This is a genomic window from Chromobacterium sp. CCUG 30098, from assembly GCF_059916605.1.
Genome location: NZ_JAUCGS010000006.1, coordinates 99,102 through 111,574, shown reverse-complemented (window position 1 = coordinate 111,574; position 12,473 = coordinate 99,102). Strand labels below are relative to the sequence as shown.

9 protein-coding genes are annotated in these 12,473 nt (G+C 64.4%); 6 read left to right on the top strand and 3 right to left on the bottom strand.

The features are described 5' to 3' along the window. Window positions 1–88: 88 nt before the first annotated feature. The 3 genes from gatB to gatC form a co-directional block, all read right to left on the bottom strand. Entirely contained in the window at window positions 89–1,516 is a 1,428-nt protein-coding gene (gatB, locus tag QUG03_RS14885; protein WP_500820324.1) for an Asp-tRNA(Asn)/Glu-tRNA(Gln) amidotransferase subunit GatB, read from the bottom strand. Window positions 1,517–1,685: 169 nt separating this feature from the next. After that, on the bottom strand, window positions 1,686–3,137 hold the full coding sequence (gatA, locus tag QUG03_RS14880) for an Asp-tRNA(Asn)/Glu-tRNA(Gln) amidotransferase subunit GatA (RefSeq protein ID WP_253313526.1): 1,452 nt from the start codon (window positions 3,135–3,137) through the stop codon (window positions 1,686–1,688). A 112-nt stretch (window positions 3,138–3,249) separates the two neighbouring features. Then, window positions 3,250–3,537: an Asp-tRNA(Asn)/Glu-tRNA(Gln) amidotransferase subunit GatC gene (gene gatC / locus QUG03_RS14875; protein WP_043592439.1), complete on the bottom strand. Its 288-nt coding sequence runs from the start codon at window positions 3,535–3,537 to the stop codon at window positions 3,250–3,252. Between the two features lie 365 nt (window positions 3,538–3,902). On the opposite strand from gatC, the gene QUG03_RS14870 reads away from it, so the two are divergent. The 6 genes from QUG03_RS14870 (at window position 3,903) to QUG03_RS14845 (ending at window position 12,459) form a co-directional block, all read left to right on the top strand. Continuing rightward, window positions 3,903–4,946 (top strand): rod shape-determining protein, encoded by a 1,044-nt coding sequence (locus QUG03_RS14870; protein ID WP_043592385.1) that lies wholly within the window; start codon window positions 3,903–3,905, stop codon window positions 4,944–4,946. A 139-nt stretch (window positions 4,947–5,085) separates the two neighbouring features. Beyond that, window positions 5,086–5,991 (top strand): rod shape-determining protein MreC, encoded by a 906-nt coding sequence (gene mreC / locus QUG03_RS14865; protein ID WP_107797809.1) that lies wholly within the window; start codon window positions 5,086–5,088, stop codon window positions 5,989–5,991. 6 nt (window positions 5,992–5,997) lie between these two features. Further along, entirely contained in the window at window positions 5,998–6,501 is a 504-nt protein-coding gene (mreD, locus tag QUG03_RS14860; RefSeq protein WP_107797808.1) for a rod shape-determining protein MreD, read from the top strand. Window positions 6,502–6,516: 15 nt separating this feature from the next. Next, window positions 6,517–8,457, top strand: coding sequence for a penicillin-binding protein 2 (gene mrdA, locus QUG03_RS14855; RefSeq protein ID WP_107797807.1), 1,941 nt, complete (start codon window positions 6,517–6,519; stop codon window positions 8,455–8,457). Beyond that, window positions 8,438–9,532, top strand: coding sequence for a rod shape-determining protein RodA (gene rodA / locus QUG03_RS14850; RefSeq protein ID WP_107797806.1), 1,095 nt, complete (start codon window positions 8,438–8,440; stop codon window positions 9,530–9,532). Before mrdA ends, rodA begins: the two co-directional genes overlap by 20 nt. Before the next feature lie 191 nt (window positions 9,533–9,723). Next, the gene (locus tag QUG03_RS14845; RefSeq protein ID WP_500820323.1) at window positions 9,724–12,459 is read left to right on the top strand and encodes a M16 family metallopeptidase; all 2,736 of its coding nucleotides are present in this window, start codon (window positions 9,724–9,726) and stop codon (window positions 12,457–12,459) included. The last annotated feature ends 14 nt before the right edge of the window (window positions 12,460–12,473 follow it).

Below are 12,473 nucleotides of genomic sequence, written 5' to 3'. Positions count from 1 at the left end.
GTCCAGAGCAAGACCACTTGTCGCGCCGCAACACAAAAACAGGGCGGCGGCGCCACGACCGGCGCCGCCGCCCTGAAGTTCCGCCGGATTAGGCCAGCTTTTGACGCAGAATATCCTGCACCTGAGCCGGATTCGCCTTGCCTTTGGAGGCTTTCATCACCTGGCCGGCCAAGGCGTTGAGCGCCTTCTCCTTGCCGGCGCGGAATTCTTCCACCGCCTTGGGATTGGCGGCGATCGCTTCCTCCACCATTTTCTCGATGGCGCCGACGTCGGACACTTGCTTCAGGCCGTCGCGCTCGATGATGTCGTCGGCGGACAGTTCGCTGTCCCACAAGGCGTCGAACACCTGCTTGGCCAGCTTGCTGGACAGCGTGCCGTCGGCGATGCGCGCGATCAGGCCAGACAGGCGCTCGGCCGAGATCGGGCAATCGGCGATCTCCTTGCCGTCGCGATTCAGTCGCGCGGCGATCTCGCCGTTGATCCAGTTGGCGGCCAATTTGCCCTGGCCGGAGGCCTTGGCCGCGGCCTCGAAGTACTGCGCCTGCGCCAGGCTGGAGGTCAGCAACGCCGCGTCGTAGGCGGACACGCCGTAAGCCTCCACCAGACGGACTTGCATCGCCGCCGGCAGCTCCGGCATCTCGCCGCGGATGCGGGCGATCTGCTCATCGGAAATGCGCACCGGCAGCAGGTCCGGATCCGGGAAATAGCGATAGTCGTGCGCGTCTTCCTTGCTGCGCATCACCTCTGTCTCACCGGTGTCCGGGTCGAACAACACGGTGGCCTGCTGCACCTTGCCGCCATCCTCCAGGGTGTCGATCTGCCACTGGATTTCGTACTTGGCGGCCTGCTCCAGGAAGCGGAAGGAGTTGAGGTTCTTGATCTCGCGGCGGGTGCCGAAGGCCTGCTGACCTTCCGGGCGCACCGACACGTTGACGTCCATGCGGAAGCTGCCTTCCTGCATATTGCCGTCGCAGATGCCCAGCCAGGTCACCAGCGCGTACAAGGCCTTCACATAGGCCAGCGCCTCGTCCACCGAGCGCATGTCCGGTTCGGACACCACTTCCAGCAAGGGCGTGCCGGCGCGGTTGAGGTCGATGCCGGACAGGCCGTGGAAGTCTTCATGCAGGCTCTTGCCGGCGTCCTCTTCCATATGGGCGCGGGTCACGCCGATGACCTTATCCTGCTCGCCCACCAGGATCTTCAGCTGACCGCCTTCGACGATGGGCAGATCCATCTGACTGATCTGGTAGCCCTTGGGGAGATCGGGATAGAAGTAGTTCTTGCGCGCGAACACATTCTTCTGGTTGATCTTGGCGTCCAGCGCCAGTCCCAGGCGGATGGCCTTGTCCACCACCGCCTTGTTCAATACCGGCAGCACGCCGGGAAAGGCCAGCTCCACCGCGGAGGCCTGGGTGTTCGGCTCGGCGCCGAAGGCGGTGCTGGCGCCGGAGAAAATCTTGGAGACGGTATTGAGCTGCACATGCACCTCGATACCGATGACGACTTCCCATTTCATGGTCGGAAAATCCTTTTTCATGCCAGGACGGAGCTAAAACGCCGCCCTCGTAAACGTAAACTTAGCCGGCCTGCGAGCGGCGCTTGAAGACAAGGCGGGCGCGCGCAGACAGTACATTCAGTACGGCAAGCGCGCCCAACGCCGTATTCGCGTCGCGCAGCGGCTGGCTTTACAGCACCGGCGCGCGGCTGTGCCAATCAGTCGCAAGTTGGAACTGATGCGCGACGTTCAGCATCTTGGCTTCGCCGAAGTAGTTGCCGATGATCTGCAAGCCGATAGGGCGGCCATTCGCGCTAAAGCCGGCCGGCACGCTCATGCCCGGCAAGCCGGCCAGGTTCACCGACAACGTGTAGATGTCGGACAGATACATCTGCACCGGATCGTCGTTCATCGCGCCGATGTCGAAAGCCGCGGTCGGCGCCACCGGCCCCAGGATCACGTCGCACTGCTCGAAAGCGGCTTTGAAATCGTTGGCGATCAGGCGGCGGATTTTCTGGGCCTTCAGGTAATAGGCGTCGTAATAGCCGTGCGACAGCACATAGCTGCCCACCAGGATGCGGCGCTTGACCTCGCTGCCGAAGCCTTCGGCGCGGGTCTTCTCGTACATGTCCACCAAATCCTTGTACTCGGCGGCGCGATGGCCGTAGCGCACGCCGTCGTAACGCGACAGATTGGTGGAGGCCTCGGCCGGCGCAATCACGTAGTAGGCCGGGATGGACAACTCGGTATTGGGCAGGCTGATGTCCACCACCTGCGCGCCCTGCTGTTTCAGCACCGCCACCGCCTCGTCCACCGCGCGCGCCACGTCGGCGCTCAGGCCGGCGGCGAAGTATTCGCGCGGCAGGCCCACCTTGAGGCCGGCCAACGGCTGATTCAGGTCGCGGGCGTAATCTTCGCGGGCGCGCTCCAAGCAGGTGGAGTCGCGCTGATCGAAGCCGGCCATCACGTTCAGCATCAGCGCGCAGTCCTCGGCGGTCTGCGCGATCGGGCCGCCCTGATCCAGCGAGGAGGCAAAGGCCACCATGCCGTAGCGCGACACCACGCCGTAGGTCGGCTTGATGCCGGTAACGCCGCAGTGGGACGCAGGCTGGCGGATGGAACCGCCGGTGTCGGTGGCGGTGGCCACCGGCGTCAGCCGCGCGGCCACGGCGGCGGCGGAGCCGCCGGAGCTGCCGCCCGGCACCGCGTTCTGATCCCAGGGATTTTTCACCGCGCCGTAGAAGGAGTTCTCATTGGACGAACCCATCGCGAACTCGTCCATATTGGCGCGGCCCAGCGTCACCATGCCGGCGGCCTGGCACTGCTCCACCACGTGGGCGCTGTACGGCGACACGAAGTTGTCCAGCATTTTGGAGCCGCAGCTGGTTTTCCAGCCCTGCTGGCAGAACAGATCCTTGTGGATGATGGGCACGCCGGTCAGCGCATGGGCGTTGCCGGCGGCGATGCGCGCGTCGGCGGCCGCTGCTTCGGCCAGGGTCTTGGCGCGGTCGACGGTGACCAGCGCGTTGAGCGCCGGGTTCAGCGCCTCGATGCGGTCCAGATATTGGGTGGCCAGCTCAAGGCTGGAGACTTCCTTGGCCGCCAGCTGCCGCGACAGTTGCTTTAAAGTAGACTGTGTCATTTCAAATGGAATCTTTAGCTATCCGGGAATGGCGTCGCCGTCCTTTCAGACAGCGACCGGCGCCGGCCTCCCGCTCGGGCGGGAACCTAAACCGGCGCAGGCAATCAGAGCATCACTCGATGACCTTGGGGACCAGGAACAAGCCCTTTTCCACTTGCGGGGCCACGGCCTGGAAAGCTTCGCGCTGATTGGTTTCGGTAACGATATCTTCGCGCAAACGCAAAGAGACATCCTGCGGATGGGCCATCGGCTCGATGCCGTCGGTGTTCACCGCCTGCATCTGTTCGATCAGGCCGAAAATATTATTGAGTTGCTTGCTTGTCGCGGCAATTTCCGCTTCATTGACATTGATGCGGGCAAGCTTGGCAATTCGTGCGACATCCTGATGCGTCAGCGACATGGTGTCCTCGTTCAAAACCTTTAATATTTCAAGCGTTATAGGGTATCATAGCCCGCTTGATTCTCCCAAGATCGACATCACGCCACGGCGTAATTTCGGCAACGCTTTCACCGCGCGGCCGACAGGCGGCAAGCCGCCGCGCCGGGGCCGGATCGTGCAGGCCTTATCGAACCGACACGGCGTCGGAAAATGATGCGCAAGGCCAGCGGGCGAAGCCGCTTAGCCGGCGTCGCCCAGTGGGCGCCAAGCGTCGTTTTGCCACGCGGCGGTTAGACTCGGGTCGTACGAGTAGACAACAAACAACAGATTAAGCGCGGACGCGACGGCGCGTCCGCCACATGACGAAAACTGACCAGGATCGCCCAATGTTTCGTTCGCTGACCGGATACTTCTCCAACGACCTCGCCATTGACCTTGGCACAGCCAACACCCTCATCTACATGCGCGCCAAAGGCATCGTGCTGGACGAGCCCTCGGTCGTCGCCATTCACAGCGACGCGCCCACCAACAAGAAATCCATCCTGGCCGTGGGCCTGGAAGCCAAGCGCATGCTGGGCCGCACCCCGGGCAGCATCCAGGCGATCCGCCCGATGAAGGACGGCGTGATCGCCGACTTCACCGTCACCGAACAGATGCTCAAGCAGTTCATCAAGAAGGTGAACCCCAACCGCTTCTTCGCCGCCAGCCCGCGCATCGTGATCTGCGTGCCCTGCGGCTCCACCCAGGTGGAACGCAAGGCGATCCGCGATTCGGCGCTGGCCGCCGGCGCGCGCCGCGTGGAACTGATCGAAGAGCCGATGGCGGCCGCCATCGGCGCCGGCCTGCCGGTTGAGGAGCCCACCGGCTCCATGGTGGTGGACATCGGCGGCGGCACCACCGAAGTCGGCGTGATCTCGCTGGGCGGCGTGGTATACTCCAACTCCGTCCGCGTCGGCGGCGACAAGTTCGACGAAGCCATCATCAACTACATCCGCCGCAACTACGGCATGCTGATCGGCGAAACCACCGCCGAGGAAATCAAGAAGACCATAGGCTCCGCCTTCCCGGGCGCCGAAGTGCGTGAAATGGAAGTCAAGGGCCGCAATTTGGCCGAAGGCATTCCGCGCGCCTTCACCGTGTCCTCCAACGAAATCCTGGAAGCACTGACCGAGCCCTTGAACCAAATCGTGTCCGCGGTGAAGATCGCGCTGGAACAGACCCCGCCGGAACTGGGCGCCGACATCGCCGACAAGGGCATGGTGCTGACCGGCGGCGGCGCGCTGCTGAAAGACATCGACCGCCTGCTGGCCGAAGAAACCGGCCTGCCGGTGTTCGTGGCCGAAGAACCGCTGACCTGCGTGGTGCGCGGCTCCGGCAAGGCGCTGGAGAAGATGGACAAGATTGGCACCATTTTCACCAACGTCCCCTAAACCGGAACGACCGACGACCGCCTGAGCCCGGCTCCGGCGGCGGCGGCCGCTCGTAAAGCAAGCGATGATGGCGGGCGCGCGACAAGCGCGCCCGTTTTTGAAGCACAGCGCCCCGCGTCAAGGGGCGAGGTCTGAGCCGATGGACTTTGCCAACACCCCCAGCTTTTTCCGCTCCGGGCCGCCGCCCGGCGCGCGCTTGGCCATGGCCGTGGCCGCCTCGGTGGCGCTCCTGGTCGGCGACAGCTATTTCGGCCTGATGGAACAGGCGCGCGAAGCCACCTCGCTGGCGCTGTACCCGGTGCAGCGCGCGGTGAACATGCCGGCGCAGGCGATGCGCCACGTCAGCGATTTTCTCAGCTCCCAAACCGAACTGAAGCAGGAAAACACCGCCTTGCGCGTGCGCCAGTTGGAAATGTCGGCGCAGCTGTCGCGGCTGCAAACCCTGCAGCGCGAGCTGGACGAAGTGCGCAAGCTCAACGGCATCAAGTCCAGCTACCACCAGCAGGCGCAGATGGCGGAAACCCTGTACACCGGCCGCGATCCGTTTTCCTACAAAATCATCATCGACAAGGGCAGCGACGCCAATCTGAAAGCCGGCCAGCCGGTGGTGGACGCCAGCGGCCTCTTGGGCCAGGTCACCCGGGTGCAGCCGCTGACCGCGGAAGTGACCCTGGTCATAGACAAGAACCAGATGGTGCCGGTGATGGTGGCCCGCACCGGCCAACGCGCCATCCTGTACGGCTACGGCGGCGGCGTGGAAATCCGCTACTTGCCGCAAAGCGCGGACATCAAGGACGGCGACCACATCGTCACCTCCGGCGTGGACGGCGTTTATCCGGCCGGCATCCCCGTGGCCCGCGTAACCCGGGTGGAGCGCAACCAGGGCGCCACCTTCGCCCGCATCGCCACCGCGCCCTTGGCCGGCGTGCAGCAAACCCGCTACATGCTGGTGCTGGGCGACAAGCAGGCGCCGCCGCGTCCGCCGGAACCGGCCCCCATCGTCAAAAAGAGCAGGGGCGGCAAGAAAGCCGCCGCCGAGGAGTAAGCCCCGATGACGTTCGAGCGCCCCAAGGAACTGCTCAAACCGGTGAAGCGCCGCTTCATCCTGTTCACCTTCATCTTCGCCGTCCTGATCGAACTGATCCCGCTGCCGCACGGCAGCACGCGCTGGCTGCCGGATTTCATCGGCATGCTGATCCTGTACTGGGTGATCAACCAGCCGCGCCGGGTCAATATCGGCACCGCCTTCTTGCTGGGCCTGGTGGCCGACATCTCCACCGCGGGATTGTTCGGCCAGCACGCGCTGGCCTATTCGATCACCGCCTATCTGGCCTTGGCACGCCAGCGCCAGGTGGTGATGTTCAACCTGGGCCAGCAGACGCTGGTGGTGCTGGGCCTGCTGCTGACCAACCAGCTGATCATGGTGGTGGTGCGCATGCTCACCGGCTCCGCCTTCGTCGGCTGGGGCTATTTCCTGCCGCCCTTGATCGGCGCCCTGCTATGGCCGCTGCTGACCAAGCTGATGCTGATGCCCTACCGCCATAACGCGGTCTAGCGCCGCGGACCGTCCATGCCTCAACCCACCCGCTTCAAGAACCCGCAGGCCGAAGACAGCCAGTTCCAGCTGCGCCTGATCGTCGCTTACGCGCTGATCGTGCTGATGTTCCTGGTGCTGCTCACGCGCTTCATCTGGCTGCAAGTGCTGCAGCACGAACACTTTTCCACGCTGGCCCAGAACAACCGCATCTCGCTGGTGCCCATCCTGCCCAACCGCGGCCTGATCCTGGACCGCAACGGCGTGGTGCTGGCGCAAAACTACTCCGCCTACACGCTGGAGCTGACGCCCAGCAAGATCGCGGACCTGGCCGCCACCGAGGCCGAACTGCGCAAGCTGGTGGACATCACCCCGCGCGACGAGCGCCAGTTCAAGCGCCTGCTGATCGAGAGCAAGAACTTCGAATCCATCCCGCTGAAAACCAAGCTCAGCGAGGAAGAGGCCGCGCGCGTCGCCGCCCAGTCCTGGCGCTTTCCCGGCGTAGAGGTCAAGGCGCGGCTGTTCCGCGACTATCCGTTCAAGGAAATGACCAGCCATGTGCTCGGCTATATCGGCCGCATCAACCAGCGCGACAAGGAAAGGCTGGAAGAAGAAGAGAAAACCGCCAATTACAAGGGCTCCAACTACATAGGCAAGACCGGCCTGGAGGCGGTGTACGAGGACGATCTGCACGGCAAGGTCGGCTTCGAGGAAGTGGAAACCGACTCCGGCGGCCGCGCGGTGCGCTCGCTGCGACGCACGCCGCCGGTCAACGGCAACACCTTGAAGCTGGCGCTGGACATCCGGCTGCAGGAAATGGCGGACAAACTGTTCGGCAGCCGCCGCGGCGCGCTGGTGGCGATAGAACCGTCCACCGGCGGCGTGCTCGCCTTCCTGTCCAAGCCGGGCTTCGACCCCAATCTCTTCATCGACGGCATCGACACCCAGACCTGGACCAATCTGAACAGCGACTGGCAGAAGCCGATGATCAACCGCGCGCTGCGCGGCACCTACCCGCCCGGCTCCACCTTCAAGCCCTTCATGGCGATGGCCGCTTTGGAAAACCACGCCATCGGCATGCGCGACATCCGCCCGGCGCCCGGCTACTTCACCCTGCCCGGCTCCAGCCACCAGTTCCGCGACAGCAAGAAGGCCGGCAACGGCATGATCAATCTGCAGCGCGCGATCGAAGTCTCCAGCGACACTTTCTTCTACAAGCTGGCCTGGGACATGGGCATAGACAAGATCCACCCGGCGCTGGCGCAGTTCGGCCTGGGCAGCAAGAGCGGCATCGACCTGGACGGCGAATCCATCGGCGTGCTGCCGTCCAAGGAGTGGAAGGCCCGCCGCTTTTCCCGCTACAAGGAAGAGTTCCGCCGCTGGTATCCGGCCGACGTGGTCAGCATCGGCATCGGACAGGGCTTCAACGCCTACACCCCGCTGCAAATGGCCAACGCCACCGCCATCATGGCCAACGACGGCCAAGTGTTCAAACCGCACCTGGTCCAGCAAGTGGTGGACACCCGCAGCGGCAAGGCGCGCATCATTGAACCGATGCCCACCCGCCAGATCCCGTTCAAACCGGAAAACTTCGAATACGTGAAGCGCGGCATGGAAGGCGTGATGACGCGCGGCACCGGCGCGCGGCTGGGCGTGGGCCTGCAGTACTCGATGGCGGGCAAAACCGGCACCGCCCAAGTGGTGCAGATCAAACAGGGCGCCAAGTACAACGCCTCCGCGCTGGCCGAGCAATACCGCGACCACAGTTGGTTCATCGCCTTCGCCCCGGTGGACAAGCCTCGCATCGCCGTGGCGGTGATCGTGGAGAACGCCGGCTTCGGCGCCGCCGCCGCCGCGCCCATCGTGCGCGCGCTGTTCGATTACTACTTGCTGGGCAAAGTGCCGAAAGACATCGAAGGCACGCTGAAGACCATGCCCACCGACACCGCCAACGACAATGCAGACCTCTCTAATTAAACGCGTCTGGGAACAGGTCAAAGAGCCGCTGGACGGCTGGCTGATGCTATTTCTGGGCATGATCTTCGTAGTCAGCATGGTGCTGCTGTACTCGGCCAACAACCAGTCCTTCGACAAGATAGACAATAAGCTGATCTACACCAGCCTGTCGCTGATCATCATGTGGATCATCGCCCGCATGCGGCCGCAAAGCATCATGAACTTCGCGCCGCCCATCTACGGCCTGGGCGTGCTCCTGCTGCTGGCCGTCCACTTCAAGGGCGTCACCGTCAACGGCTCCACCCGCTGGCTGGAACTGGGCATTACCCGCATCCAGCCGTCCGAGATCATGAAGATCGCGCTGCCGATGATGCTGGCCTGGTTCTTCCAGAAATACGAGCTGTCGATGCGCTGGTGGCACTATCTGGTGGCCGCCTTGCTGATGGCCGTGCCCAGCGCGCTGGTGCTGAAGCAGCCGGACCTGGGCACCACCCTGCTGATCGCCGCCGCCGGCCTCTTCGTGCTGTTCTTCGCCGGCCTGCCGTGGAAAGTGATCTTCGCCGGCATCGGCCTGGGCGCGGCCAGCCTGCCCATCGTCTGGAACCTGCTGCACGACTACCAGCGCCGCCGGGTGCTGACCATGATAGACCCCACCACCGACCCGCTGGGCGACGGCTACCACATCATCCAGTCCATGATCGCCATCGGCTCCGGCGGCCCCTGGGGCAAGGGCTGGCTCAACGGCACCCAGACCCACCTCGATTACATCCCGGAACGCACCACCGACTTCATCTTCGCCGTGTATTCAGAGGAATTCGGCCTGGCCGGCAATGTGCTGCTGCTGACGCTCTACCTGCTGGTGCTCAGCCGCGCGATGATGATCACCGCCAGCGCGCAAACGCTGTACGGCCGGCTGATGGCCGGCTCCATCACCCTGTCCTTCTTCGTCTACGCCTTCGTCAATATGGGCATGGTGTCCGGCATCCTGCCGGTGGTGGGCGTGCCGCTGCCCTTCATGTCCTACGGCGGCACCGCCACCGTCACCCTGTTCGTCGGCATGGGCATGCTGATGAGCATCAGCAATCTGAAACGCTGAGCACCTTCACCTTCCAGATTCCGCGGCGGGAACCAATTCCCCGCCGCGCCGGCCTATTCTGTCTGCACACGACGGACGTCATGCCAGAAATGCTTCCGACTTGACGAAGGCAAGCAAAATCGCAAGCCTATAGCATTCCGGCTCCATCGCACGCCGCCATCCCGCATTCATGCCAGAGGAAACGCCACCGCATGCGCATCAAGACCCTGAGCCTGCTGCTCGCCCTGTCCCTGGGCCACGCCCTGCCGGCCATCGCCGCCGAACCCGCCGCCGCCAGCCAAAGCCAGCTGCAAGCCTACACCAGCGTGGAAGGCGTCACCGAATACCGGCTGCCCAACGGCCTGCGCGTCCTGCTGGCGCCGGACGCCTCCAAGCCCACCACCACCGTCAACATCACCTATCTGGTGGGCAGCCGCCACGAAAGCTATGGCGAAACCGGCATGGCCCACTTGCTGGAGCACATGCTGTTCAAGGGCACGCCCAGCAGCGGCAATCTGATGCAGGAGCTGGGCAAGCGCGGCATGCAGTTCAACGGCACCACCTTCCTGGACCGCACCAACTACTACGAAACCTTCCCCGCCAGCGACGCCAATCTGCGCTGGGCGCTGGAGATGGAAGCGGACCGCATGGTCAACAGCAAGATCGCCAGGAGCGATCTGGACACCGAGTTCTCGGTGGTGCGCAATGAAATGGAGATGGGGGAGAACAATCCCCGCCGCGTGCTGTGGAAGCAGATGACCGCGGTCAGTTACGACTGGCACAACTACGGCCACAACACCATAGGCGCGCGCTCGGACGTGGAAAAGGTCCGCATCGACAATCTGCAGGCCTTCTACCGCAAGTACTACCAGCCGGACAACGCGGTGCTGATGATCAGCGGCAAGTTCGACCCGGCGGCGACGCTGGACATCGTCCGGCAGGCCTTCGGCAAGATCGCCAAGCCGCAGCGCCAGCTGACGCCGACCTGGACCGAAGAACCGCAGCGCGACGGCGCGCGCGAGCTGACCGTGGAGCGCGTCGGCGACACCCAGCTGGCTGCGGTGCTCTATCCGATCTCCGCCGGCAGCCACCCGGACGCGGCCGCCGTCCTCGCGCTGGCCGACATCCTGGCCAGCACGCCCAACGGCCGGCTGTACCAGGCGCTGGTGGGCGGCAAGAAAGCCGTAGGCGTCGAGGCCTGGCCCTTTGCGCTGGCCGAACCCGGCTACATCATTTTCTGGGCGGAATTGAACAAGGGACAGAAGCTGGCCGACGCGCGCCAGGCCCTGCTCGCCGCCATCGAAGGCTTCAAGAGCAAGCCGGTGACCGAGGCCGAACTCAAGCGCGCCAAGGCCAGCCTGCTCAATGAGATCGACAAGACCTTGAACGATCCGCAGCAGTTGGCGGTGGAAATGTCCGAAGCCATCGCCAAGGGCGACTGGCGATTGTTCTTCCTGACCCGCGACCGCATCGAGGCGCTGAGCGTCAAGGACGTGGAACGGGCGGCCGAGAACTACTTCAAGCCGTCCAACCGCACCTACGGCCAGTTCGTGCCCACCGCCAAACCGGAACGCAGCGTGATCCCGGCCACGCCGGACGTGGCCAAGCTGGTGGACGGCTACAAGGGCCGCGCCGCGATCAGCCAGGGCGAAGCCTTCGACCCCAGCCCGGCCAATATCGACGCCCGCACCGAGAAAACCACGCTCGCCAACGGCGCCAAGCTGGCCTTGCTGGCCAAGAAGACCCGCGGCGAAACCGTCAACGGCAGCTTCAGCCTCGCCTTCGGCGACGAGAAAAGCCTGTTCGGCCGCGGCGCCGTTCCCGGCCTCGCCGCCGACATGCTGGAGCGCGGCAGCGGCAAACTCAGCCGCGCCGAAATCAGCAATCGCCTGGACCAATTGAAAGCCAAGCTCAGCATCTCCGGCTCCGGCCAAGAAGTCAGCGTGGACTTTGAAACCATCCGCACGCATCTGCCGGCCTTGCTGGACCTGATCGCCGGCCTGCTCAAGCAGCCCAGCTTCCCGGAACGGGAGTTCGAACTGCTGCGCAAGGAGGAGCTGACCGCCATCGACGCCCAGCGCAACGAGCCTCAGGCCATGGCCACCCAGGCCGTGGGCCAGGCGCTCAATATCTATCGCAAGGGCGATCTGCGCTACCGTCCGACGCTGGACGAGGCCGCCGCCGAATTGAAAGCCGCCAAGCTGGACGATCTGAAGCGCTTCCACCGCCAGTTCTACGGCGCCAACCACGCCCGCTTCGCCCTGGTCGGCGACTTCGACGCCAAGGCGGCGCAAAGCCAGCTGCAAAAACTGTTCGGCGGCTGGAACAGCCCCGTGGCGTACAGCCGCGCGCCCAGCCAGCTGCCGCCGGCCAAACCGGGCCAGCGGCAACTGCTGGCCAAGGACAAGGCCAACGCCTTCTACCTGGCCACCGCGCCGCTGGCGATGCGTGACAGCGACGCGGACTACCCGGCGATGCTGGTCGCCAACAAGATTCTGGGCGGCGGCGTCAAATCGCGGCTGTTGGACCGCCTGCGCCAGAAAGACGGCATCAGCTACTACGCCGGCAGCCAGTTCAAGGCCGGCAGCTTCGAGCCGGTGGCCAGCCTGAGCCTGGTGGCCATTTACGCGCCGCAGAATCTGGACAAGCTGAAACAGGGGGTGGCCGAGGAATTGGCCCACTTCATCCGCGACGGCGTCAACGCCACCGAACTGGCCGACGCCAAGAAAGCGCTGCAGCAGGAAAGGGAAATCGCCCGCGCTCAGGACGGCGCGCTGAGCGACGCTCTGGACGGCCAATTGCAGATCGGCCGCGGCATGGACTTCAACGCCAAGGTGGACGCCGCCATCGCCGCGCTGACGGTGGAGCAGGTCAACGCCGCGCTGCGCAAGCATATAGACCCGGCCCAATTGTTCCAGGTCTACGCCGGCGACTTCAAAACCCCCTGATCCGGCCTTGCGCC

What these genes read in the sequence shown, in the direction of transcription:
- mreC (WP_107797809.1), top strand. Translation starts at nt 5,086, where the DNA reads ATGGACTTTGCCAACACCCCCAGCTTTTTCCGCTCCGGGCCGCCGCCC.
- mreD (WP_107797808.1), top strand. Translation starts at nt 5,998, where the DNA reads ATGACGTTCGAGCGCCCCAAGGAACTGCTCAAACCGGTGAAGCGCCGC.
- mrdA (WP_107797807.1), top strand. Translation starts at nt 6,517, where the DNA reads ATGCCTCAACCCACCCGCTTCAAGAACCCGCAGGCCGAAGACAGCCAG.
- QUG03_RS14845 (WP_500820323.1), top strand. Translation starts at nt 9,724, where the DNA reads ATGCGCATCAAGACCCTGAGCCTGCTGCTCGCCCTGTCCCTGGGCCAC.
- gatB (WP_500820324.1), bottom strand. Translation starts at nt 1,516, where the DNA reads ATGAAATGGGAAGTCGTCATCGGTATCGAGGTGCATGTGCAGCTCAAT.
- QUG03_RS14870 (WP_043592385.1), top strand. Translation starts at nt 3,903, where the DNA reads ATGTTTCGTTCGCTGACCGGATACTTCTCCAACGACCTCGCCATTGAC.
- gatA (WP_253313526.1), bottom strand. Translation starts at nt 3,137, where the DNA reads ATGACACAGTCTACTTTAAAGCAACTGTCGCGGCAGCTGGCGGCCAAG.
- rodA (WP_107797806.1), top strand. Translation starts at nt 8,438, where the DNA reads ATGCAGACCTCTCTAATTAAACGCGTCTGGGAACAGGTCAAAGAGCCG.
- gatC (WP_043592439.1), bottom strand. Translation starts at nt 3,537, where the DNA reads ATGTCGCTGACGCATCAGGATGTCGCACGAATTGCCAAGCTTGCCCGC.